Origin of the sequence: Rhodothalassium salexigens DSM 2132 (assembly GCF_004341375.1) — a bacterium.
In the GTDB taxonomy this organism is placed as follows: domain Bacteria; phylum Pseudomonadota; class Alphaproteobacteria; order Sphingomonadales; family Rhodothalassiaceae; genus Rhodothalassium; species Rhodothalassium salexigens.
The window spans coordinates 1-22,805 of sequence record NZ_SLXO01000007.1 but is presented as its reverse complement, the minus strand read 5'-3'; the positions used below and the strand labels follow the sequence as shown (position 1 = coordinate 22,805).

Here is a 22,805-nt window from a genome sequence, read left to right as displayed (position 1 = left end):
GGCTCTAGGTCTGCGACTTTTGGGACCGCGAGCGAGGGGATGACCGTGTCGGGATCAGCACGGGGCGACGAGACGCGACAGCTTCTGCACCTGTGGCGCGGCGCCTTGCTCGCCAGCGTCAAGGGCAGCGGCCCCGACCTGTCGACCCGGCAGATGACCATTCTGCTCACCGTCTATCTGGACGACCCGCCGCACACGGTGCGCGGACTCGCCGCCGAATTGGGCGTTGCCAAGCCGGTGGTGACCCGCGCGCTCGACACGCTCGGCCGGCGCGGGCTGCTCAAGCGCCGCCGCGACCCGGCCGACCGGCGCAACGTGCTGGTCCAGCGCACGGTCAAGGGCGCGGTGTTCCTGAGCGAATTCGAAGACCTGATCACCCGCTCGCGCCTGCGCCTCGACGACGGCGCCGACGCGGGCCTCGCCGACTTCGGATAAAATCCCATGACTGCAAACGAATTCGACCCGCGCCTGACCCCGGCGCGGCCCGACCTGGCGGCGATCAGCCTGCGCGGCCGGGTCGACGCCGAGCGCTTCGTCGACGGTGTGCCGCACCGCGTGGTCTGGGGTCGCGCGCCGGTGCGCTCCGCCCCCCATGTGGACGCCGGGTTGATGACCGAGCTGCTCTATGGCGCTGCGGTCACCGTGTTCGACGAGGGGGAGGGCTTCGCCTGGGCCCAGGCGGCGGCCGACGGCTATGTGGGCTATATCCCGGCGGCGGCGCTGGAGCCCGGACCGCAGCGCCCGACCCACCGGTTCACCGCTCGCCAGGGCCATCTCTACCCCCGGCCCGACATCAAGCACCCGCCGCGCATCCGCGTCTATTTCGGCGCCCGGCTGTGCGCGCGGCCGGGCGACCATCCGCCGGGGTTCTTGGCCCTGGCCGACGGCGATTACGTGCCGGCGCCGCATGTGGCGCCGGTGGAGGCGCTGGCCGACGCGCCGGCTGCGGTGGCTGAGCGGTTTCTGGGCGCGCCTTATCTGTGGGGCGGCGGGTCGGCCGAGGGGCTTGACTGTTCGGCGCTGATCCAGATCGCCTTCGACGCCTGCGGGCGGGCCTTGCCGCGCGACAGCGACCTGCAATGGCAGGCGCTCAGCCGCACCGGCCGCGCCGTGGCGCCGGCGTCCGCAGCGCGCGGCGACGTGGCGTTCTTCCCCGGTCATGTGGGTATTCTGGTGGCGCCGGGCCGGCTGTTGCACGCCAACGCCACCCATATGGCGGTGACCGTCGACCCGCTCGACGATGTGATCGCCTGGCTCGCCCGCGACCACGCCGAGCCGCTGAGCGGCATCGTCCGCCCCTAAGGGCAACCGCCGGCCCGGTGTGGGCCGGCGGCGGGGTGGGCTTAGTCGCCCTCGAAGTAGGCTTTCACCTCGTCGGCCTTGGCCGCCTTGGCCGCGGCGCACAGCTCGATGCCTTCGAGCGTCTGGGCCAGGGCCCGCGGGCCGCCTTCCAGCGTCTCGATGCGACCCTCGAAGTAGGCTTTCACCTCGTCGGCCTTGTCGGCGCTGCAGAACATGCTGCCGACCCGGGCGATGTCGCCCTTGTTCCAGGTCGGGATGCGCGCCAGCACGCCGTCGAAATTGGCCGGTTCGCGGATCCAATCCCACATGTCGTCGGTGTGCTCGTCGACGCCCATGAGGGTGAACAGGATCGCCGTCGCCTCATTGTCGCGCACCGCGTCGGTCAGCGCCAATGTGCGCATCGCTTCGGCCATGTCGTCGTCCTCGCTTTGCGCCAGGGCGACCAGGGCGCGCTGGCGGAAGCTGGCATCGCGCGAGGCCAGCGCCTTGGCCTTGAGCGTCTCGGCGAAGGCGTCGTCGCCCTCGTCGATCGCCACCGCCAGCGCCACGCCGATCAGGCTCGGGTCGATGGCGGTCGGGTCGAGCGCCTCGTCCTCGTCGCCCACATAGGCTACGGCCATCTCGACCAGCGTGTCGCGCAGGTCTTCGTGCTGGCCGAGCCGGGCCAGGGTCGAGACCAGCGGCGCGCGCATCAGGCTGACCTCGACGCCTTCGGACTCCGAGGGGCTCAGCCCGATCTCGTCGAGCTTGGGCGCGTAAAGCTCGCGCACCAGCGCCTCGATGGCCTCTTCGGTGGCGTCGTCGTCGACCATGGCGTGCAGGCTGGCCAGGTCGCCGACCGGGCTCATGACCACCTCGCGCGCCTGGGCCTTGGCCTGGATGCGCGCGGCGTCCACCAGCGTCGCCACCGACACTGCGTCGGCGTTGAAGGCGGCGGCCAGGCTGTCGCCGAGCGACAGGCGCTCGCGGGTGTTCAGCGCGTCGAAATGATCGATCAGCGCGCTCCAGCCGGCGTCGTCGAGGGTCCAGCGATAATAGCCCGAGCCATTGGCGTTGGGCATGATCCACGCCGGGCATTGGCCGTCGATGGTGATCGGGCTGGCTTGTTCGGCGTCGAACAGCGCGCAGGCCTTGCCGCGCTCGCCGTCGCCGCCATAGGCGACGCACACCGGGATCTGCCATTGCTGGTCGGTCTCGGCATCCGAGCCCACCGGCAGATAGCGCCGCTGGCTCAACGACACGGTGGCCGAGCCGTCGGTGCAGGTGGCCGAGGCGCTGACCAGGGGCACGCCCTTCTGGTAGAGGAAGCTTTCGAACGCTTCGACCACGTCCGGGCGATCGGCGCCTTCGGCCAGGCTGGCCATGAAGTCGTTCACGTCGGCCACGTCATGGGCGAAGCGCTCCATGTGCAGGCGCACGCCGTCGCGGAACGCCGCTTCGCCGAGGAAGCTTTCGAACATCTCCAGCACGCCGCCGCCCTTGGAATAGGTGATGCCGTCGAAAGCCGAGGCGATGTCGTGGTTGCTGTCGATGGGGTTGCGGATCTGGCGCGCGCTTTGCAGCGAGTCCACGTTCATCACCCGCAGCATGCCGCGCAGGGTGATGTTGCCATAGCCCTGGTCGGGCGCCCAGGCGTGCACCGCCTTGTTGCCCATCCAGGTGGCGAACGCCTCGTTCAGCCAGATGTCGTCCCACCACACCGGGGTGACCAGATTGCCGAACCACTGGTGGGCCAGTTCGTGGGCGTGGACGCGGGCATAGGATTGCTTGCGTTGGGTCGACACATTGGTGCCGTCGCCGAGCAGCAGCAACTGTTCGCGATAGGTGATCGCGCCCACATTCTCCATCGCCCCGGCGGCGAAGTCGGGCACGGCGATGATGTCGAGCTTCTTGTATGGGTAGGGGCGGCCGAAATAGTCCTCCAGCGCCTCGACGATGCCGGCGGTGTTGTCGAGCGCATAGGTGAGCTGTTCGCCTTTGCCCTTGGCGGCGACGCCGCGCAGCGGCACGGTGCGGTCGCGGATCTCGGTGGTCGGCAACGGCTGCCATTCGACCACGTCCCACGGGCCGACGGCGAACGCCAGCAGATAGGTGGGCAGGGGCTCGGTGGTGGCGAAGGTGCGCTTGACCAGGCCGCCGTCGAGCGGCTCGGCGCTCACCTCGGGCGTGGTGGTGATCACCGCGTGGTCGGCCTTGGCGGTGACGCTGATGTCGAACGGCTGCTTGAACGCCGGCTCGTCGAAGCCGGGGAAGGCGAGCCGCGCCGAGGTCGCCTCGAACTGGGTGATCGCATAGTCCTCGCCGCCCTCGGCCACATGGTAGAGCCCTTCGAGCGACTGGTTGAACGGTGCGGTGTAGGTGACGTGCAGGGTGGCCTCGCCGGGCTCGACGGTCTCGGCCAGGTCGACGGCGGCGACACCGGTTTCGTCCACCTGGGTATAGCGCGCGTCGACGCGGTCGCCGTCGGCCTCGGTCAGATAGATCTCGGTCACGTCCAGGTCGCGGCCGTGCAGATAGATCCGCTCGCGCGCCTCGTTGAACGTCACGTCGATGGCCACCTGGCCCGAAAACCCGGGTTCGCTCGGCACGATGGTCAGGTCGAGCCGGTAGTGCGACGGCACCACGGCGTCGCCCAGGCGGCCGGTGGGAATATCAACATCGCCCGCCGGCGCGGCGGCGTCCGCCATGGTGTCAGGGGCGGCCTGATCGGCGGCGGGTTTGTCCGGCTGCGGCTCGCACGCGGCGAGTGCCAGGACGGCCGCGCCGAGCACGGCAAGTCGCATGGGTGTTTTCATTCTGTCGGCTCCGAATGGATGGGGAGGGTCCCGTCGGCGGCCATGATACAGTTTCGAGCAGTTCCGAAAAGGCCCCAAAAGGCTTAGCCCGATCTAAAGGGGTCGGGGCGGTAGCAGTGACATGGGCCAGGGAAGGGGAGCCGCGGACGCTTGCCAGGGCGGCCCAGGGCGGCCCTGGGCGGCGCAGAGGTGGGTGCCGCGCCGACCGGCAAAGAAGCAGCCCCCGGGCGATCGGGGGCTGCCTTTGGGCTCCTTGGAGGCTGTCGTGCCGGCGACGCGCTGGCGTCAGCCCTCGTCGGGGGGGCTGTCGGCGGCGGCGTCGGTGTTGGCGGTCTCACTGTCGCCGGTCTCGCTGCCGGCGGCGGCGTCGGGCAAGGCCGGCGGATTATCGGTATTGGCGCGCAGATAGGCGATCAGGTCGGCGCGGTCGTCCGGATCGCCCACCTTCATGACCATCTTGGAGCCCGACCCCATGGCTTGGGGGTCGGTCAGCCAGCGGTCGAGATTGGCGTAGGTCCACTGGCCTTCGAGCCCGGCGACCGCGGTCGAATAGTTGTAGCCGTCCTTACCGGCGATATCGCTGCCGACCACATTGTAGAGGTCGGGGCCAACGCCGTGTTGACTGCCGTCGCCGATCTTGTGGCACGCCTGACAGCGGCGGAACGCGCGCGCGCCCTTGTCGGCCGAGGCATCTTGCAGGCGCACCGCGATGGTCGCCACCTGGGGCTCGGCGGGTTCGGCCTGCTGGTCGGTCGCGGCGTCGTCCTCTTCGCCGGGCACATTGATGGCGTAGGCGGGCTTTTCGGGCGGCTCGTTATGATAGAGGGCATCGGAAAACCAACCGATGAGCTGACTGGCCAGAACGGCGACCAACAGGGCGGCGAAAATCTTGTTCCACTCGAACGAATCCACTGCGCTCTCTCCACCTCTCGAATGACCGCTGGCCACGCCGCATCACCCCTGCCTGGCATCGGTGCCAAACACCGGGCTTTGTATCGCGGTCGGCGGCGCCGGCACCTGCGCCGGTCTGAGTACCCCCTCGCATCGCGTGCCGGCGATGTATCATCGGCCGCGCGCCGGCGCAATGGTTCAAGCTGCAACCTTCTGCCGCCGCTTGGCGCGAGCCATCCCGCGAGCCTTGGCGTTCGGTTGACTTGAGCCCGGCCCCCTCTTATGTGACTAGCATTCCCCGGCCCGTCTCCGTCGCGCACCGACCCACGCTGCCCCGGCTTGTGGGGGATGGTTGCCCGGCGCGCCGATACGGGCCGTTTCGGGCTCACGTCGCCTCGGACCATCGCAAGGAGTAGTCATGTCGGCCTTTGGCGCGCTCGCGCGGAAAGTATTCGGAACCCGCAACGAGCGGGTGATCAAGCGGTTCGACAAGACGGTCGCCCGGATCAACGAACTCGAAGACGCTCTGTCGGGTCTCTCAGACGCCGATTTGAGGGCTCAGACCGACAAGTTCAAGGCCCGGCTCGCCGAGGGCGAGACCCTCGACGCGCTGCTGCCCGAAGCCTTCGCCACGGTGCGCGAGGCCGCGCGCCGGACCCTCGGGCTGCGCCACTTCGATGTCCAGTTGATCGGCGGCATGGTGCTCCACGAGGGCTCGATCGCCGAGATGAAGACCGGTGAGGGCAAGACCCTGGTGGCGACGCTGGCGGTCTATCTCAACGCGCTGTCGGGCGCGGGCGTGCACATCGTCACGGTCAACGACTATCTGGCCCGTCGCGACGCCGAGTGGATGGGGCCGATCTACCGGGCGCTCGGGCTCGATGTGGGCGTGATCGTCAACGGCCTCGACGATACCGAGCGCCAGAAGGCCTATGCCGCCGACGTCACCTACGGCACCAACAACGAATTCGGCTTCGACTATCTGCGCGACAATATGAAGTTCGCGCGCGAACAGATGGTCCAACGGCCGTTCAATTTCGCCATCGTCGACGAGGTCGACTCGATCCTGATCGACGAGGCGCGCACGCCGCTGATCATCTCCGGCCCCACCGAGGACAAGTCGGACCTCTATCTCAAGGTCGACCGCCTGGTCCGCCGCCTGGAGGACGACGATTACGAGGTCGACGAGAAGAACAAGACCATCCAGTTGACCGAGCAGGGCACCGAGCGGATCGAACAGATCCTGGCCGAGGAGGGATTGCTCGAGTCCGATAATCTCTACGATTATGAGAACACGTCGCTGGTGCACCATGTGGACCAGGCCCTGCGCGCCCAGAAGATGTTCGTGCGCGACACCGATTATATCGTCAAGGCCGGCAAGGTGGTGATCATCGACGAGTTCACCGGCCGCATGATGGAGGGCCGGCGCTGGTCGGGCGGGCTGCACCAGGCGGTCGAGGCCAAGGAGGGCGTGGCGATCCAGCCGGAGAACCAGACGCTCGCCTCGATCACCTTCCAGAACTATTTCCGCATGTATCCCAAGCTCGCCGGCATGACCGGCACGGCGTCCACCGAGGCCGGCGAGTTCGCCGATATCTATGGCCTCGACGTGGTCGAGATCCCGACCAACAAGCCCATCGAGCGGGTCGACGAACACGACGAATTCTACCGCACCGCCGAGGAAAAATACCGCGCGATCATCAAGGACATTCTCGACTGTCGCGAGCGCGGCCAGCCGGTGCTGGTGGGCACGGTGTCGATCGAGAAGTCGGAGCATCTGTCGAAGCTGCTCAAGGACCGCAAGTTCCTGGCCGACCTGGCGGCGCGCGAGGACGAACGCGAAGCCGCCGAGGCCAAGGGCAAGAAGGCCAAGAAGGGCGACGACGACGCGGCCAAGCCCAAGAAAAAGGTCGAGCCGATCCCGCACCAGGTGCTCAACGCGCGCTATCACGAACAGGAAGCGGCGATCATCGCCCAGGCCGGGCGCTTGGGCGGCGTGACCATCGCCACCAACATGGCCGGGCGCGGCACCGACATCCAGCTGGGCGGCAACCCCGACATGCGCCTGGCCGACGAGGCCGGCGACATGGACCCGGCAAGCGCCGCCTATGCCAAGCTCGCCGACAAGGTGCGCGCCGAGACCGAGGCCGAAAAGGACCAGGTGAAGGACGCCGGCGGTCTCTACATCATCGGCACCGAGCGCCACGAATCGCGCCGCATCGACAATCAGTTGCGCGGCCGGGCCGGGCGTCAGGGCGATCCCGGTCGGACCAAGTTCTACCTGTCGCTGCAAGACGATATGATGCGGATCTTCGGGCCCGAACGCATGGATTCCATGCTGGTCAAGCTGGGCATCCAAGAGGATGAGGCGATCGTTCACCCGTGGCTCAACCGGGCGATCGAGAAAGCGCAGCAGAAGGTCGAGGCGCGCAACTTCGAGGCGCGCAAATACGTCCTCAAGTTCGACGACGTGATGAACGACCAGCGCAAGGTGGTGTTCGAGCAGCGCCTGGAGATCATGGACGCCGACGACGTGTCCGACGTGATCCGCGACATGCGCCACGAAGCGCTCGACACCCTGGTGGCCAAGCATGTGCCGGCCAAGTCGTTCCCCGAACAATGGGACCTTGACGCGCTGTCGGCCGACCTGATCCGCGTGTTCGGGCGCGACTTCGACGTCGCCGCGCTGGCCGAAAAGGACGGCATCGACGAGACCGAGATCCACGAGCGCCTGCGCGACGCCACCGACCGGTTGATGGCCGAGCGCGCCGCCAACCACAGCCCCGAACTGTGGCGCCGGGTCGAGAAGTCGCTGCTGTTGCAGGTGATCGACGACGAGTGGAAGGACCACTTGCAGAATCTGGACCATCTGCGCCAGACGGTGAACCTGCGCGCCTATGCCCAGCGCGACCCGCTCAACGAGTACAAGACCGACGCCTTCACCATGTTCGAGGGCATGTTGGCCCATGTGCGCGAGACGATCACGCGCCTGCTTGCCAGCCTGCAGATCAACATGGAGCCGGCGACGCCCGACCTGCCCGAGGAATTGCGCCCGCCCGAAGCGCCGAAGGAGATGCAGGCGCGCCACGAGACGCCCGAACCGGCGCTTGCCGGTGCCGGCGTGCCGTCGGGCGCGTCGCTCGACCCGGCGGGCGTGGCGGCGGCAGGTGCGGCCGTCGCCGCCCAGCCGCGCGCGACCCGCTCGGCCTCGGCCGAGATCGACCCGCGCGACCCCAATACCTGGGGCCGGGTGTCGCGCAACCAGCCCTGTCCGTGCGGCTCGGGCAAGAAATACAAGCACTGCCACGGCGCCTTCTAGGCGCCGGGCGACCGCCGCGCCGGACCGGTCCCACGTCGCGCGCGCAGCCCAAGGCCTCGCCGCCATGGCGAGCGCTTACGCGATGCCACCCAGCCGTCGGTTGCGGACGCTACCGGCGGTTCTCCGCACCCAGATGTGGCGGTATAACGGGCAGACGGCCCTGGATTGCGTCGCGCAGGCGCTCGCAATGACCGGGGTGGTGACATGCGGGCCTCGGTGGTGCCTGCAATGATCGGGCGCGTCGCGTCGCAAACCGGTGTGACGGGGCGGCGCGGGGGCGCCAGCCCGGGGCTTGGGCAGCCGCCGGCCCGGGCGTGGGCCGGCGGGCGGGATTTAGCACCGGTCAGGCGCGCGGCGGGCGTTCCAGATAGGTGATGTTCTCCACCTCGATGCCCTGGCGTTCCAGGTCGTCGATCAGGCGCGCCGTGTGCTGGCGGTCCTTGGTCTCCACCACCACGTCGAACTCGATATACTTGACCGGCACGGTGGCGAACTGGCGCCGGTGGAACACTTCAAGCACATTGGCGCCGGCCTCGGCGACGATGCGGCTGGTCTCGGCCAGGCTGCCCGGCTGGTCGAGGGCGATCACCCGCAGCCGCGACAAGCGGCCGTCGCGCTCCAACTGGCGCGACACGCAGGCGACCAGCGCGCGGCTGTCGATATTGCCGCCGCACAGCACCAGGCCGGCCTTCTTGCCGTCGCGGAACCGCTCGGGGTGCTGGAGCAGGGCGGCGAGCCCGGCGGCCCCGGCGCCCTCCACCACCACCTTCTCGATCTCGATCAGATTGTTGATCGCGGTCTCCAGATGCGCCTCGTCGACCAGCACGATGTCGTCGACCAGGTCGGCGACGATCTGGCGGGTCAGCGTGCCCGGCGTCTTGACCGCGATGCCCTCGGCGATGGTGTGGCGCAGCGGCGTGAAATCGCGGCCCGCCAGCACCTCGCGCATGGACGGATAGGCTTCGGTCTGGACGCCGACGATCTCGATCTCGGGCTTGATCGTCTTGGCGGCCACCGCCATGCCGGCGATCAAGCCGCCGCCGCCGATCGGCACCACCAGCCGGTCCAGGTCGGGCACCTGGGCGAGGAACTCCAGCGCCACCGTGCCCTGGCCCGCGATCACCAGCGGGTCGTCATAGGGGTGGATGAAGGTCAGCCCGCCGGCGGCGCGCAGGCGTTCGGCCGCCGCCGCCGCTTCGACCAGGCTGGCACCCTCGACCACCACATTGGCGCCCAGATCCTCGGTGCCGCGGATCTTGGTGAACGGCGTGCCGCGCGGCATGACGATGGTTGCCGGGATGCCCAGGCGCCGGGCGTGATAGGCGACGCCCTGGGCGTGGTTGCCGGCACTCATGGCGATCACCCCGGCGGCGCGTTCGGCCTCGGTCAAGGCGAGCAGGCGGTTCAGCGCGCCGCGTTCCTTGAACGCGCCGGTGAACTGGAAAATCTCGAACTTGAGCGCGATGTCGATGCCCAGGATCGCCGACAGGGTGGCCGAGGCGGCGGCCGGCGTTTCGATGACGGCGCCGCGGATCGTCTCGGCGGCCTGGCGCACGTCGTCGATGGTAATCACCGCTTGCCCCCCGGCGGCGGCCGGGGCCGGCTTCAGGGCGGCGGACGGTGGGGCATCGGCTGTCATGTGTCCAATCCTTTCAAAAAGCGATGCAGGGAAGACAGAACCGCGGGCTCCGTCAAGGTCGGGGTGTGTCCGCGGTTCTCGACCACGACCGTTTCCAGGTCGGGTTTGCGGGTCACCATGGCGGCGAGCGTTTGGTCGGTCAGGATGTCCGACATCGCCCCGCGCACGGCCAGGGTGGGAAGCGGCAGAAGGGCGTCGAAGGCGCCCCACAGGTCGGCGGGCACGGTCGCCGCGCCGCCGAGCGACCGGGCGATCGCCGGGTCATAGTCGAAGGCCACCGTGCCGTCGGCCCGTTCGCGGCACAGCCGGCGGGTCCAGGTGGCCCATTGGGTATCGCTGAAGTCGGCGAAGAACGGCGCGTTGAGCGCGCGCACCGCCGCAGTCGCGGCGTCCCAGGAGGGGAATGCCGTGTCCTTGCCCACATAGCCGGCGATGCGGTTGAGCCCGGCGACGCCGATCTCGGCGCCGATATCGTTCAAGACCACGCCGGCCAGGCGCGCCGGCACCGTGGCCGCCAGCCCCATGGCGATCAGCCCGCCCATGGAGGTGCCGACCACCACCGCGCGGTCGAGCCGGGCATGGGTCATCAGCGCGGTCACGTCGGCCACATAGGTGGGCAGGGCGTAGCTGTCGGGGTCGGCGGCCCAGTCCGACCTGCCGCGCCCGCGTATGTCGGCGGCGACCACCCGGCGGCTGGCCGCCATATGGGCGGCGAAGTCGGCGAAGTCGGCGCTGTTGCGGGTCAGCCCGTGCAGGCACAGCAGCGGCCGCGCGCCCGGCGCCGCCTCGGGCCCCGGCGCATAGTCGCGATAGAACAGCGTCAGGCCGTCGGCGCTGGTCAGCGTGGCCGGTTCGACGCGCGGCTCGATGCCGGCCATGGCGGTGGCGTCGCTGGCCGCTGGTCGGGACGCGGGGGGCTGGTCGGGCGGATGGTCGGTCATCGGGGGAAGCTCTCGCAAACGGCACAAGCCCGGCGCGCCGGGCGAGGACGGCGCGCTGGCCTCTCCGCTGCCCGACGACCGGCAGTGTTACAGAATTCGGATAATAATCAACGCGGCCAAAGCCACGGTCGCGCAGGCGGTGGCCACCGTCACCGGCAGGCTGCGGTCGGGGGCGCTGGGCAGGGCGGGGGTGTCGTCGCCCAGGCCGTCGAGCGCGGCCCAGACCCGGGTCACGTCCTCGAAGGCGCGGCGGTGCATGAGATTGTCGTCACGCCAGCGGCGCCACGCCTCGCGGTCGCGCTCGCCCGCGTCGTCGGCGCGCAGACGGGCCAACCACCCGGCGGCTTGGCGCAGCGCGGTGTCCCTGTTCAGGGGTGTCGGCCGACCGGGCGGCGTTGGCATGGCGGATTTCGGCATGGCGCAGCCCGGCATCGCTCAAACCCCCATCGCTGAACGGGGCATGGTCGAGCGCGGCGCCGGCGGCAGCGGGGTCAGCGCCCGACGACAGGCGTCCAGACCGCGGGCCACGTCGCGTTCCACCTTGGCGGGGGAGGTGTTGAGGCGGCGGGCGACCTCGCCATAGCTCAAGCCATCGAAGCGATGCAGCAGAAACGCCGCCCGCGCCCGACGCGGCAGCCCCTCAATGGCACGGGCCAAACACGCCCGCTGCGACGGCGATAGCGGCACGCTTGCGGACGACCCGGCGCGGCGGATCGGCGTTTCGGCCGGCACACCGGCGCCCGCACGCCCATCGGCCGTGCCGGTCAAGGCACCCGGTTCCTGGCCCGGTGGCCCGTCGTCGCCATGCTTGCGGGTCATGCGGCAAAGCCCTGTCTGACAGCGTCGCGCTTAGCCTAAACCCAAGGCTGGGGGGCGAGGCAAGAGCCTTGCGCTATCGCCCGGACCATGCTTGCCTTTCGCCCGTCTATCGGGGCTGCGGCTACCGATGACTCGAGGATCTGGCCGGCCGACGCGCCGGCGCGTAGCAAGGAGGCACCATGAGTCAGGACTGGTCAACGGACGGGCGTCAGGCGGGACGACGGTTGGGACGGCGCTGGGCGGCCGCGTTGGTGGCGGCCACGGTGGCCTTGCCGGCGCTGGCCGAGGCGCCGGCGGGGGCGAGCGCTGCCGAAGCCGGCGACGCGCAGGCCGAGGCCGGCCGGCTGACCATAGACCGGTTGGTGGCGAGCCCGAGCCTCAGCGGCGCCACCATCTCCTCGGTGCGGTTCTCGCCCGACGGGCGGCTGGTCACCTATCTCAAGGGCCGCGACGACGACGCCACCGTGCGCGATCTGTGGGCCCATGACCTGGAGACCGGCCGGGCCGCCAAGCTCGCCGACGCCCAGGCGCTGCTCGGCGGCGAGGCGGAAGCGTTGAGCGAGGTGGAGAAGGCGCGGCGCGAGCGCCAGCGCATCACCGGCTCGGGCATCGTCGCCTATCAATGGTCGCCCGACGGGCAGAGCCTGCTGTTCCCCTTGGGCGGCGATCTCTATCTGCTGACGCCCGAGGCGGCCGGCGGCGATGGGCCCGGCGGCACGGTGCGCCGCCTGACCGAGACCGGGGCCACCGAGACCGACGCCAAATTCTCGCCCCAGGGGCGCTATGTGTCGTTCGTGCGCGACGCCGACCTTTATGTGATCGACCTGGACAGCGGCGCCGAGACCCGGGTGACCCGGGTGCCCGAGGATAGCGACGGCGCGATCATCAATGCGCGCGCCGAGTTCGTGGCCCAGGAGGAGATGAAGCGTACCACCGGCTATTGGTGGGCGCCCGACGACAGCCGCATCGTCTATGCCCGGGTCGACCGCTCGCCGGTGGCGGAAGTGGCGCGGTACGAGGTGGCGGCCGATGGCGGCGTGACCACGGTGGCGCAGCGCTATCCCTTCGCCGGCACCGACAATGCGCTGGTCGCGTTGCGGGTGGTCGCCCCCGATGGTGGCGGCGACCGGGCGCTGGGCGTTGGCGCCGATTCGTCGAGCTATATCGCGCGCGTCGCCTGGATGCCCGACAGCGCGCGGGTGACCGTGCAGCGCCAAAGCCGCGACCAGAAGCGGCTCGACCTGCTGTCGGTGGCGGTCGACACCGGCGCGGTCGAGACATTGTTGACCGAAACCGCCGACACCTGGGTCAATATCCACCACAATCCGGTGTTCGTGGACGACGGCCGGGCGTTCTTGTGGACCTCGGAGCGCTCGGGCTATCCCCAGCTGTACCGGGTCGACGTGGAAAGCGCGACCATGGCGCGGCTGACCCGTGGCGCCTGGGCGGTGCTGTCGAGCCCCAGCGTCGACGAGGCCGGCGGCTGGGTCTATTTCACCGCCAATGCCGACACGCCGGTCGAGCGCCATTTCTATCGGGTGCCGCTCGACCCTGCGCCCGAGGACATGGAGCGGGTGACCCGGCCGGCGGGCTGGCACAGCGCCAGCGTGTCGCCCGACGGGCGTTTCGTGGTCGACCGCTATTCGGCCCCCGACACGCCGCCGCGGGTGGCGCTGCTGACCGCCGAGGGCGAGCGGGTGGCCTATCTGTCTGAGAACCGGCTCGGCGCGGATCATCCCTATGCGCCCTATCTTGAGACCCATGCGCCGGTGCGTTTCGGCACCATCGAGGCCGAGGATGGCACCGCCTTGCACTACAGCCTGCGCCTGCCCGCCGACTATAAAGCCGGGCGGCGCTATCCCACGGTGATCGCGGTCTATGGCGGGCCGGGGGTGCAGCGGGTGTCGAAAAGCTGGTCGCTCGACTTCAACCAGATCCTGGCGCGCCAGGGCTATGCGGTGATGGCGCTCGACAATCGCGGCTCGGCCAATCGCGGCCAGGCGTTCGAGGGCGCGATCTATCGCCAGATGGGCCGTGCCGAGGTGGCGGACCAGTTGGCCGGGCTCGACCATCTGATCGACGCCGGCATCGCCGACCCCGAGCGCGTCGGCGTCTGGGGCTGGTCCTATGGCGGTTACATGACGCTGATGCTGCTGGCCCAGGCGCCCGAGCGCTTCGCCGCCGGGCTGTCGGTGGCGCCGGTGACCGACTGGACGCTCTACGACACCCATTACACCGAGCGCTTCCTGGGCCTGCCCCAGGACCATGACGGCTATGCCCCGTCGAACGTGTTCCGGTATCTGGACGGGTTCCGCGACGACCGCTTGATGCTGGTCCACGGCATGGCCGACGACAATGTGTTCTTCGACCACAGCGTCAAGTTGATCTCGGCGTTGCAGGACCGGCGGGTGCGCTTCGATCTGATGGGCTATCCGGGCAAGCGCCACGGCATTCGCGGCACCGACACCCGCGCCCATCTGTGGCGCGACGCGCTCGACTTCTTCACTCGGCGTATGCCTCCTGGTCGCTGAACAGGTCGGCCTTGCTGGCCCAGACGCTGTGCCAGAGAGGGTGTGGCTCGGCGAAGTAGCGGGCCGGGGTCGTGCCGGCGAAGTGCTTGAAATCGCGCGTGAAGTGAGCGTGGTCGGTGTATTCGGCGTAAAGCCAGTCACCGGGTGCGCCCGCGCTGCCGTTCTCGGCCATGATGCGGGCGACCACGCGTTGAAAGCGCGCGATGCGCATCATCAGTTTGGGCTCGATCCCGAACCTGTCCTTGGTGTAGCGGCTGGTCTGGCGGGCGCTCAGGCCGAGCCGCTCGCTCAACGCCTTGGTGCTGGTCACATGGCCCTGGTCGACCAGTTCCCGGATCTCGACGGCGCGATGGTCGGGCGGCGTGCCGTTGGCCCGGATGCGCTCGGTCAGGTGACGGTCGAGAAGCGCCAGCGCGTCCGATGCCGCCAGGCCGGCCAGTCGGGCCGGTAGGTGGCTCAAATCCTCGGCGGCCACCTGGCCATGGTCGGCGATGCGGTCGACCATCTGGGCCACCGGGCAGGCCACCAGCGCGTCCCAGCCCGACGGGCGCAGGCCGAAGCCGGCGACGGCGACCGGCGGTTCCAGCACGATTTCCACCGGTCGGGTCAGCGGCCCGGCCAGCACCGCCTGGGTTGGGCCGAACCAGCGTCCGGCATCCGCCGTCAGGCCCCCGCGACCGTCCAGAAAGACATAGATGGTGGGGATCTGCGGCAGGATACGGTCGGTCAAGACCGTCGTGCCGGTCTCGGCGATGAACAGGTGGAAAACGTTGTCAATGTATGGTTGCAGCGCGGCGCCCGGCTGGGCGCGAAGCATTCTCATGATCTTGATCTGTGTCCGACACCAGTTTTTTCAAACTGTGAATGCCGCGGTGCTGCGCCTCAATCAAGTGATAAAAAAGGGGTGAACAGCGTGCACTGTTCACCCCAAGTGGTGTCGGGAAAGAAACCTTTGGGACGAGCCCCCTCAAGACAGCGCCCAAAGGACGGTATCACCGGACGGTGATACTCCGGCGTCGAGGCGGTGATGCAGAGCGTGCCGCGTATCCGGCCGAAGCCGTCCAATCCCCCCACGCGGCACCCTTACCAACCGTCTCGCCACCGATGATGGCGTGAGCGGGCCCTGCCGTATTGTAAAAATCGGCCATGGATGACGATTTTTTCATGTGGATTGATAAATATCTTTTGCGTCGCTTCAAATTTCAAACGTCGTGTGCCATGGGAGAGCGGGCATTGAACGCCCAGGTGGCGCCGCCCGCCCGGCGCCCACGCGCTGACCGCTCAGCGCCGCCTTGGCGAGCGGGTCGTGTCGGTTGCGGCGTCGGCGGCTGGTCCTCGGACGGTGTTCGCGGGCGACGACTCGGACCCGCCGGGGCGCGTGCCTCAGCCGTCGCCCTTGACCTTGACGTAGCGACCGGGCGCGTCCTCGATGGCCGGGAAGTCGGGATGGTCGCCCGGCGTGCGCGCAGGCACCTTGGGCCCGGCCTTGCGGGCGATCCAGTGCTGCCAGTCGGGCCACCAGGAGCCCGGGTGCTCCTCCGCCTTCTCGAACCATTTATCCAGGGTTTGGGGCGGTTTGCGGGTGTTGGTCCAATACTGATACTTGTTCGCCTCGGGCGGATTGACCACCCCGGCGATGTGGCCGGAGCCCGCCAGCATGAAGCGCACCGGGCCGGAAAAGAGCTGGGTGATCTTGTAGACCGAGTTGGCCGGCGAAATATGGTCTTCCTTGCCGGCCTGCACATAAGCCGGCGTCTTGACGGTGCGCAGGTCGATGGCGACGCCGTCGAGGGTGATGCCGCCGGGTTCGGCCAGCAGGTTCTTCTGATACATCTTGTCCAGATAGAACAGGTGCATGGCTTTGGGCAGATTGGTCGAGTCGCTGTTCCAGTACAGCAGGTCGAACGGGAACGGCTCCTTGCCCAGCATGTAGTTGTTGACCACGAACGACCAGATCAGGTCGCTTGAGCGCAGCATGTTGAAGGTGGTCGCCATGGCCTTGCTGTCCAGATAGCCCTTGGCTTCCATCTTTTCCTGCAGGATCTCCAACTGTTCCTCGTCGACGAACACCGACAGGTCGCCGGCATCGGCGAAATCCACCTGGGTGGTCAGGAACGTGGCGCTGTTGACCCGGTCGGCCTCGCCCTTGGCGTCGAGATAGGCGAGGGCCGCCGATAGCAAGGTGCCGGCGACGCAATAGCCGATCACATTGATGCCGCGCACGCCGGTGATCGCCTCGACCACGCGCAGCGCCTCCAAATGGCCGTGGCGCATATAGTCGGCCATGGTGGTGTCGGCGAAGCTGCCGTCGGGGTTGACCCACGACACCATGAACACGGTGTGGCCCTGGGCCACCGCCCAGCGCACGAAGCTCTTCTTCTCGGTCAGATCCAGGATGTAGAACTTGTTGATCCAGGGCGGGAAGATCAGCAACGGGCGGTCGTGTACCTGCTCGGTGCTCGGCGCGTACTGGATCAGTTGGAAGAACGCGTTCTCATAGACCACCTTGCCCGGGCTGACCGCGATGTTGCGGCCGACTTCGAAGGCGTCGGCATCGGTCATCTGGATGTTGAGCTCGCCGCCGCCGCGTTCCAGGTCGGCCAGCATGTGTTCGAGCCCGCGAACCAGGTTCTCGCCCTTCTCCGACAGCGTGGTGTGCAGCACGTCGGGGTTGGTGAGCAGGAAGTTGGACGGCGACAGGGCCTCGACGAACTGCTTGGTGTAGAAATCCACCTTGCGCCGGTCCTCGCGGTCGAGGCCGTCCACCTCGGCGACGCTTTTCTGGATGCAGCGCGCGGCCAGCAGATAGGACTGCTTGATGAAGTCGAACAGCTGGTTCTCGGTCCAGGCGTCGGATCGGAACCGCCGGTCGCCGCGTTCCGGGGAGATCACCGGTTCGGCGTCTTCGCCCAGGAAGCGCAGCGCGCTGGTCTGCAACAGGCGCATATAGTCCTGCCAAAGCTGCATCTGGTTTTCGACCAGCACGGCGGGGTTGGCCATCATCCGCGCGGTCAGGTCGAGGAATGCGCCGCCGATATTGTACGGGTCGACGGTCGGCTGCGCGCCGCCGCCTTGCTGTTGACGCATGACGAAGGCGTTGACCAGTTGTTGCGATTTGGCGGCGACGCGCATCATGTTTTCCGACAGCGCCTGGAACTCATCCCAGTTTTCGTCCCAGGCGTGTTCGGCGGTAGGATCGGCGGCGTGATCCGAGGCCGGGCCGTCTGTCGTGCGGCGGTCGTCCTGACTCATCGGCTTCTCCCCAACGGCAGTGTTTTTGCCCTGGTTTCTTTTGACGCGCTGGGTTAGTCCCGCGCAAGGGCGAAGTGTTCACATCGCCGCGCGCAGCCCGTCCGTTCACCACGCCCAGTTCGTTGACCACGCTTAGTCACAGGGGAAAGGCCATGTCGTCCGAGCAGCCGCTGGACCGTCGCATTGTGTTGGAATTGGTCCGGGTGACCGAAAGGGCCGCGGTGGCGGCGGCGCACTTGATCGGACGCGGCGACGAGAAGGCGGCCGACGCCGCCGCCGTGGAAGCCATGCGCGATCAGCTCAACAGCCTCGACCTGTCGGGCCGGGTGGTGATCGGCGAGGGCGAGCGCGACGAGGCGCCGATGCTCTATATCGGCGAGGAAGTGGGCCGTGGCGGGCCTGAGATCGACATCGCGCTCGACCCGCTCGAAGGCACCACGCTGACCGCCAAGGCCGGCCCCAACGCGCTGGCGGTGCTGGCGGCGGCCAAGCGCGGCAATCTGCTCAACGCCCCCGACGTCTACATGAACAAGATCGCGGTCGGCGGTCAGTATCCCGCCGGCATCGTCGACCTGGACCGCGAGCCGGGCGACAATGTGCTGGCGCTGGCCAAGGCCAAGGGCGTCGAACCCGGCCAGGTGGGCGTGTGCGTGCTCGACCGGCCGCGCCACGCCGACATTATCAAGGATCTGCGCCGGGTCGGTGCCCGCGTCCATCTGATCACCGACGGCGACGTGGCCGGCGTCATCGCCACCACCGACCCCGATACCGATATCGACATGTATATGGGCCTTGGAGGTGCGCCCGAGGGCGTGCTGGCCGCTGCCGCCCTGCGCTGCACCGGCGGCTTCTTCCAGGGCCGGCTGCACTTCCGCAACAATGACGAACGCCAGCGCGCACACCGCTGGGGGATCGAGGATCTGGACCGCAAGTACGAGCTGACCGACCTGGCCGCCGGCGACGTGGTGTTCGCCGCCACCGGGGTCACCGACGGCTCGCTGCTGCGCGGCGTGCGTCTGCGCGGCACGGCGGCGCGCACCCAGTCGCTGGTCATGCGCGCCCACCACGGCACGGTACGCTGGATCACCACGGATTATCGCGGTGGCGTCGCAGCCTGACCCGCAAGCGCCCGGTCCGTCCGGTCCGCTCGGCTCGTCCGCCGGCGGGGCCGTCGACGCGCCGCTATTGGGCGTCGCGCGGTCGCTGAAGGGCCGCGCGTGGCGGCTGGTGCCGGTGGTCGCGCGCGAGGCCGAGGCGTTGGCCCAAGCGTTCGGGCTGCCCGACATTGCCGGGCGCTTGCTGGCCAGTCGCGGCGTCACCCTCGACACCGCCGACGCGTTTCTCGACCCGCGCCTGAAGGCGGCGCTGCCCAGCCCCTTGGGGTTTCGCGACATGGACGCGGCGGTGGCGCGCCTGGCCCATGCGGTCGCCCGGCGCCAGCGGGTGGTGCTGTTCGGCGATTATGACGTGGACGGCGCCACCTCGGCGGCGCTCATGCACCGCTATCTGAGCGCACTCGGGCTGAGCCCGCGCATCCACATCCCCGACCGGCTGACCGAGGGCTACGGACCGTCGGTCGACGCCATGCGCGGCTTCGCCGGCGACGGCGCCGATCTCGTCGTGTGTCTCGACTGCGGCACGGCGGCCGAGGCGCCGCTGACCGCGGCGCGCGACGCCGGGCTCGACGTGCTGGTGATCGACCATCACAAGGCGCCGGCGCGGCTGCCGCCGGCGGTGGCGCTGGTCAATCCCAACCGCTTGGACGAGTCCGGCGCGGGCACCGGGCTCGCGGCGGTGGGGGTCGCTTTCCTGGTGGTCGCAGCGCTCGACCGGCAACTGCGCCAGGCGGGCACCCTGCCGGCCCGTGGCGGGCCGGACCTTCTGGGGCTGCTCGATCTGGTGGCGCTTGGCACGGTGTGCGATCTGGTGCCGCTGGTCGGCCCCAACCGGGCGCTGGTGGCCCAGGGGCTGCGCGTGATGGCCAAACGGGCCCGGCCCGGGCTGCGGGCGCTCGCCGACCAGGCCGGCGTCGACAGCGCGCCCGACGCCTATCATCTGGGCTTTTTGTTGGGGCCGCGCATCAATGCCGGCGGGCGCATCGGCGATGCGGGCCTCGGCGCGCGGCTGCTGACCACCGAGGACGAGGCCGAGGCGGCGGCTATTGCCGCGACCCTCGACCGGCTCAACAAGGAACGCCAGCAGATCGAGGCCGCGGTGCTCGACGAGGCGGCGGCGCGCGCCGAGATGGCCGGCGACCGGCCGGTGCTGGTGGTCGACGGCGCCGGCTGGCACCCGGGCGTGGTCGGCATCGTTGCCGGCCGGCTGAAGGAGCGCTTCGACCGCCCGGCGGTGGTCCTCGCCCACAGCGACGACGGCCGCGAGGCGGTGGGCTCGGCGCGCTCGATCCCCGGCGTCGATCTGGGCGCTGTGGTCATCGACGCGGTCGCCGAGGGGCTGGCGCGCAAGGGCGGCGGCCACGCCATGGCCGCCGGCATGACCGTGGCGCTCGACCGGCTCGACGAGTTGCGGGCGTTCCTCGACGCGCGCCTGGCAGGTCCGGTGGCGGCGGCGCGCGCCGACGCCGCGCTAACCCTCGACGGTGTGCTCAGCGTCGACGGCGCGGGGCCTGAATTGGTGGCGGCGGTGGAGCGGCTGGCGCCGTTCGGCATGGGCAATCCCGGGCCGCGGTTCGCGGTCACGCCGGCGCGGGTGGTCAAGGCCGATGTGGTCGGGCGCGACCATGTGCGGCTGATCGTCACCGGGCCGGCGGGCGGCCGGCTCAAGGCAATGGCGTTCCGGTCTGCCGAGACGCCGTGGGGGGCTGAACTGCTGGCCGGCAAGGGCCGGGCGTTTCACCTCGCCGGCCGGCTCAAGCGCGACGATTGGGGCGCCGAGCCCAAGGCCGAATTGCACCTGGACGACGCCGCCCCGGCCGACTGATTGCCCGGCGGGGCGCTCGCCGAGGGATGGCGCTTGGGCCGTGGCGCGCGCGTTGTTGTTGGTGGCGGTTGTGGGGTGTGTCGCCGCTGTTTTAGTGCCTTTTGTGGCCGGGCGGTCTCGCTTCTATCCTGTGTGTGTTGCTTGGTTTTTGGCGGTTTTCTGGGCGCAGCGAAAAAACTTCATCGCTTGTGTCGATTGATGCCTTGACGCATTGGCGTCGATTGGATAGCAAGCGCCCACACGACGCGGCACACGCTGCCGCCTCGGTCGGTTGGCCCCTTCGTCTAGCGGTCTAGGACGCCGCCCTTTCACGGCGGAAACACGGGTTCGAGTCCCGTAGGGGTCACCACTTCCCAGAAAACTGCGAAAAAGCAATGGGCAAGAATGGGTTGCCTTGGGCGGTTTGGCAATTGGTTTGTCACCGTTCCCATCCTGTTCGCGTCACTCTTGGACGATCTAGTCCGTATCGTGACCGTCCGCCCTTTCCCATTTGCTGATCGCCGATGTGGCCATGCGCAACTGATCGATGCGCTTGGCATAGTACTCCACCAGCTCGTAGGTCTGGCCCGTGATCGATGCGGTTTCGGCGACGCTGCAACTTGCTTGCAAAAGGGCGATCACGGCGTTCTTGCGCAGCCCGTGAAACTTGTAGTCGGTGTCGAGACGATTCATTAGCGTGCGCAATCGATCGCGTAGCGCGTCCTTGGTAAACGGCTTGTTGGCTCGGTTGTACAAGAGCAGTCCGGCCGCTGGCGACCCGCTCGGCGCCGGCGGCACCCGGTCGATGGCAGCGCGAAAGTCGCGGTGCAGCGGAATGATCAGGTGCTTGCCGGTCTTTTGTTGCACCAGTTGGACGGTGTGGTCGTGTGGCGCTGGACGGCGGAGGCGAACCACATCGCCGATCCGCTGGCCGGTATAGAAATGGCTCTGGATCGCCAGGCGCAGCATCGGTCCGGCGTCGGCCAGGGCCCGTTCCATTACTGGTGCGGGCCAGGGCTCGTATTCGCCGTCGGCAAGTCGCTCAACGCCCTGGCACGGATTGCGCCTCATGACCCCGCGCTTGATTGCGAACCCGCATAGAGCCGATAGCGTCGCCACGAGGTTATCGGCTTTGCCGGGTGTCTTGGCGTACCGGTCGCGCAGCTTGTAGACGGTCGGTGTGTCGAGGCGAACCATCGATTGACGCCCATAATCATGGGCGAGCAAATCCAGATATCGATCTCTGTTCGCGCGTGTCGACGGCGCCGCCTTCGCCAATTCCGGGCTTGCCCGGTACTCGGCAACGACCGCGGCGACCGTGCCTGGCAGGGGGCCTTCACAGACCGTGTCTCGCAGCAGGCTCTGATAGCGCTCATGGAATCCGGGCGTGTTGGGCGGCGGTAGCTTGTGACGTCGACCGTTACGGCGAAAATACCAGTGCTCGTAATAGCGATACGTGCCGTCGGCGAGCCGCTTCCGAGTGCGCACACATTCCAGGTACTTCAGGTCTACAATTCCCATCCGGTTTCTTCGATTTCTGCATGGTGGTCTTGGATGCCGGCCCGCGCATTGATGGCGCGGCTCATCGCGTCACGGTGGTAGAGCACGCGGCGTCCGATCCGCAGGGGTTTGGGGAATTCTCCACGCTGCACACCGGCGCGCAATTGACCGGGCGACAGGCTCACAAAGGCCGCAGCGAGTTGTTCGTCCATCAGTGCGGGCCAGCCCGGCAGCCGTTCAGGCGGGAGTTTGGACGCTGTCATGTTCTCCCCTCGTCAATTGGTTGAGCCATTGGCCAGCGCCAGCAGCACGTCGGCGTGGCAGGGCTGGTCGAGCGGGCACCAGCAGGCCAAATCGCGACCCCGCAACTCATGCACCGGCAGATGGGGGGCGATGTGCGCGGCATACCAAGCGACCGCATGGACACGGTCGGCGTCCGTCCGGCTGACGTAGGGATTGCCCCAGCGGGTAGGGCGGCGCCATGTGTCGATCATTCCGCCGCCCTCTTGATCGTGACGGTTCGCCAGTTGGCGACGCGCGGCTTGAGTGCTGTGAGGTGGACAGCCGCTCCCATCGGCGTGGCGCGCCACCGCTGCACCAGGTGCCCGCGATAGGCGGGCTCTTCCCAAACTGTGCGCATGTCCATCTGCCCCACGCCGGCGCAGCCTGTTACGTGCCGGAAGAAACCCGAGCCGCGGATCGTCCGACCGCAGATCGGGCACTCGTGATCGACCATCTGGATCATGCCGCCGCCCTCCGGCTTGGGCTGAGGGCGGCCGGCAGGGCGGTGTGCTCGCGGCCGTCGAGCAGGCGGCCGGCACGGCGTCGGCCGAGCGCCACCATCACCTCATTGTCCAGCGGCGACACCGGCGGCCGGCCGCCATTGATCGCCACCTC

At 68.7% G+C, this 22,805-nt stretch carries 18 protein-coding genes and 1 tRNA gene; 7 read left to right on the top strand and 12 right to left on the bottom strand.

Annotated features, from left to right (window positions below; genetic code table 11):
- The first annotated feature begins 45 nt into the window (after positions 1-45).
- Positions 46-435, top strand: coding sequence for a MarR family winged helix-turn-helix transcriptional regulator (locus tag EV659_RS09760; protein WP_200287572.1), 390 nt, complete (start codon positions 46-48; stop codon positions 433-435).
- A gap of 6 nt (positions 436-441) precedes the next feature.
- Positions 442-1,302 carry a C40 family peptidase gene (locus EV659_RS09755; RefSeq protein ID WP_132708697.1) on the top strand — a complete coding sequence of 287 codons (861 nt, stop codon included), beginning with the start codon at positions 442-444 and terminating at the stop codon, positions 1,300-1,302.
- 41 nt (positions 1,303-1,343) lie between these two features.
- On the opposite strand, the gene EV659_RS09750 is transcribed toward EV659_RS09755, so the two are convergent.
- Both EV659_RS09750 and EV659_RS09745 read right to left on the bottom strand, forming a co-directional pair.
- Positions 1,344-4,085 (bottom strand): M1 family metallopeptidase, encoded by a 2,742-nt coding sequence (locus EV659_RS09750; RefSeq protein WP_165878825.1) that lies wholly within the window; start codon positions 4,083-4,085, stop codon positions 1,344-1,346.
- Between the two features lie 297 nt (positions 4,086-4,382).
- On the bottom strand, positions 4,383-5,009 hold the full coding sequence (locus EV659_RS09745; RefSeq protein WP_165878824.1) for a c-type cytochrome: 627 nt from the start codon (positions 5,007-5,009) through the stop codon (positions 4,383-4,385).
- 397 nt (positions 5,010-5,406) lie between these two features.
- Here EV659_RS09745 and secA point away from each other — a divergent pair, with 397 nt between their 5' ends.
- Entirely contained in the window at positions 5,407-8,307 is a 2,901-nt protein-coding gene (gene secA / locus EV659_RS15050) for a preprotein translocase subunit SecA (RefSeq protein WP_132708694.1), read from the top strand.
- A gap of 343 nt (positions 8,308-8,650) precedes the next feature.
- Here the strand turns inward: secA and EV659_RS09735 are convergent, their stop codons facing one another.
- The 4 genes from EV659_RS09735 to EV659_RS09720 all read right to left on the bottom strand — a co-directional run bounded on the left by EV659_RS09735 (position 8,651) and on the right by EV659_RS09720 (position 11,706).
- On the bottom strand, positions 8,651-9,946 hold the full coding sequence (locus EV659_RS09735) for a threonine ammonia-lyase (RefSeq protein ID WP_132708693.1): 1,296 nt from the start codon (positions 9,944-9,946) through the stop codon (positions 8,651-8,653).
- Positions 9,943-10,887, bottom strand: coding sequence for an alpha/beta fold hydrolase (locus EV659_RS09730; RefSeq protein WP_200287570.1), 945 nt, complete (start codon positions 10,885-10,887; stop codon positions 9,943-9,945). Before EV659_RS09730 ends, EV659_RS09735 begins: the two co-directional genes overlap by 4 nt.
- Positions 10,888-10,974: 87 nt before the next feature.
- A complete protein-coding gene (locus tag EV659_RS09725; protein ID WP_165878823.1) occupies positions 10,975-11,289 on the bottom strand; it encodes a FecR/PupR family sigma factor regulator in 315 nt (104 codons plus the stop codon).
- Positions 11,290-11,322: 33 nt separating this feature from the next.
- A complete protein-coding gene (locus EV659_RS09720; RefSeq protein ID WP_132708691.1) occupies positions 11,323-11,706 on the bottom strand; it encodes an RNA polymerase sigma factor in 384 nt (127 codons plus the stop codon).
- A gap of 179 nt (positions 11,707-11,885) precedes the next feature.
- Here EV659_RS09720 and EV659_RS09715 point away from each other — a divergent pair, with 179 nt between their 5' ends.
- Positions 11,886-14,237 (top strand): S9 family peptidase, encoded by a 2,352-nt coding sequence (locus EV659_RS09715; protein ID WP_132708690.1) that lies wholly within the window; start codon positions 11,886-11,888, stop codon positions 14,235-14,237.
- On the opposite strand, the gene EV659_RS09710 is transcribed toward EV659_RS09715, so the two are convergent.
- Together EV659_RS09710 and phaC are read right to left on the bottom strand one after the other, a co-directional pair.
- Positions 14,209-15,060 carry a helix-turn-helix domain-containing protein gene (locus tag EV659_RS09710; RefSeq protein ID WP_132708689.1) on the bottom strand — a complete coding sequence of 284 codons (852 nt, stop codon included), beginning with the start codon at positions 15,058-15,060 and terminating at the stop codon, positions 14,209-14,211. The two genes, EV659_RS09715 and EV659_RS09710, sit on opposite strands and share 29 nt — an antisense overlap.
- 560 nt (positions 15,061-15,620) lie before the next feature.
- Entirely contained in the window at positions 15,621-17,489 is a 1,869-nt protein-coding gene (gene phaC / locus EV659_RS09705) for a class I poly(R)-hydroxyalkanoic acid synthase (protein WP_200287568.1), read from the bottom strand.
- A 152-nt stretch (positions 17,490-17,641) separates the two neighbouring features.
- On the opposite strand from phaC, the gene glpX reads away from it, so the two are divergent.
- The 3 genes from glpX (at position 17,642) to EV659_RS09690 (ending at position 20,778) form a co-directional block, all read left to right on the top strand.
- A complete protein-coding gene (gene glpX, locus EV659_RS09700) occupies positions 17,642-18,607 on the top strand; it encodes a class II fructose-bisphosphatase (RefSeq protein ID WP_132708688.1) in 966 nt (321 codons plus the stop codon).
- The gene (gene recJ / locus EV659_RS09695) at positions 18,591-20,429 is read left to right on the top strand and encodes a single-stranded-DNA-specific exonuclease RecJ (protein ID WP_132708687.1); all 1,839 of its coding nucleotides are present in this window, start codon (positions 18,591-18,593) and stop codon (positions 20,427-20,429) included. Before glpX ends, recJ begins: the two co-directional genes overlap by 17 nt.
- Before the next feature lie 273 nt (positions 20,430-20,702).
- Positions 20,703-20,778, top strand: a tRNA-Glu gene (locus EV659_RS09690).
- 107 nt (positions 20,779-20,885) lie between these two features.
- Here the strand turns inward: EV659_RS09690 and EV659_RS09685 are convergent.
- Genes EV659_RS09685 through EV659_RS09670 form a run of 4 tightly spaced genes read right to left on the bottom strand, consistent with a single transcriptional unit; the run spans position 20,886 to position 22,653 of the window.
- Complete coding sequence (locus tag EV659_RS09685; protein ID WP_132708686.1) at positions 20,886-21,929, bottom strand: site-specific integrase; 1,044 nt, start codon at positions 21,927-21,929, stop codon at positions 20,886-20,888.
- On the bottom strand, positions 21,917-22,171 hold the full coding sequence (locus EV659_RS09680; RefSeq protein ID WP_132708685.1) for a helix-turn-helix transcriptional regulator: 255 nt from the start codon (positions 22,169-22,171) through the stop codon (positions 21,917-21,919). Before EV659_RS09680 ends, EV659_RS09685 begins: the two co-directional genes overlap by 13 nt.
- A 12-nt stretch (positions 22,172-22,183) precedes the next feature.
- The gene (locus EV659_RS09675) at positions 22,184-22,402 is read right to left on the bottom strand and encodes a DUF4326 domain-containing protein (protein ID WP_132708684.1); all 219 of its coding nucleotides are present in this window, start codon (positions 22,400-22,402) and stop codon (positions 22,184-22,186) included.
- Positions 22,399-22,653, bottom strand: a complete 255-nt coding sequence (locus tag EV659_RS09670; RefSeq protein ID WP_132708683.1) for a hypothetical protein — start codon at positions 22,651-22,653, stop codon at positions 22,399-22,401. Before EV659_RS09670 ends, EV659_RS09675 begins: the two co-directional genes overlap by 4 nt.
- Between the last annotated feature and the right edge of the window lie 152 nt (positions 22,654-22,805).

Bases quoted from the DNA above. Each gene is read 5' to 3' on its own strand.
- EV659_RS09755 (WP_132708697.1), top strand. From the start codon at position 442: ATGACTGCAAACGAATTCGACCCGCGCCTGACCCCGGCGCGGCCCGAC.
- EV659_RS09750 (WP_165878825.1), bottom strand. From the start codon at position 4,085: ATGCGACTTGCCGTGCTCGGCGCGGCCGTCCTGGCACTCGCCGCGTGC.
- secA (WP_132708694.1), top strand. From the start codon at position 5,407: ATGTCGGCCTTTGGCGCGCTCGCGCGGAAAGTATTCGGAACCCGCAAC.
- EV659_RS09735 (WP_132708693.1), bottom strand. From the start codon at position 9,946: ATGACAGCCGATGCCCCACCGTCCGCCGCCCTGAAGCCGGCCCCGGCC.
- EV659_RS09730 (WP_200287570.1), bottom strand. From the start codon at position 10,887: ATGACCGACCATCCGCCCGACCAGCCCCCCGCGTCCCGACCAGCGGCC.
- EV659_RS09725 (WP_165878823.1), bottom strand. From the start codon at position 11,289: ATGCCAACGCCGCCCGGTCGGCCGACACCCCTGAACAGGGACACCGCG.
- EV659_RS09720 (WP_132708691.1), bottom strand. From the start codon at position 11,706: ATGACCCGCAAGCATGGCGACGACGGGCCACCGGGCCAGGAACCGGGT.
- EV659_RS09715 (WP_132708690.1), top strand. From the start codon at position 11,886: ATGAGTCAGGACTGGTCAACGGACGGGCGTCAGGCGGGACGACGGTTG.
- EV659_RS09710 (WP_132708689.1), bottom strand. From the start codon at position 15,060: ATGAGAATGCTTCGCGCCCAGCCGGGCGCCGCGCTGCAACCATACATT.
- phaC (WP_200287568.1), bottom strand. From the start codon at position 17,489: ATGAGTCAGGACGACCGCCGCACGACAGACGGCCCGGCCTCGGATCAC.
- glpX (WP_132708688.1), top strand. From the start codon at position 17,642: ATGTCGTCCGAGCAGCCGCTGGACCGTCGCATTGTGTTGGAATTGGTC.
- EV659_RS09685 (WP_132708686.1), bottom strand. From the start codon at position 21,929: ATGGGAATTGTAGACCTGAAGTACCTGGAATGTGTGCGCACTCGGAAG.
- EV659_RS09680 (WP_132708685.1), bottom strand. From the start codon at position 22,171: ATGACAGCGTCCAAACTCCCGCCTGAACGGCTGCCGGGCTGGCCCGCA.
- EV659_RS09675 (WP_132708684.1), bottom strand. From the start codon at position 22,402: ATGATCGACACATGGCGCCGCCCTACCCGCTGGGGCAATCCCTACGTC.
- EV659_RS09670 (WP_132708683.1), bottom strand. From the start codon at position 22,653: ATGATCCAGATGGTCGATCACGAGTGCCCGATCTGCGGTCGGACGATC.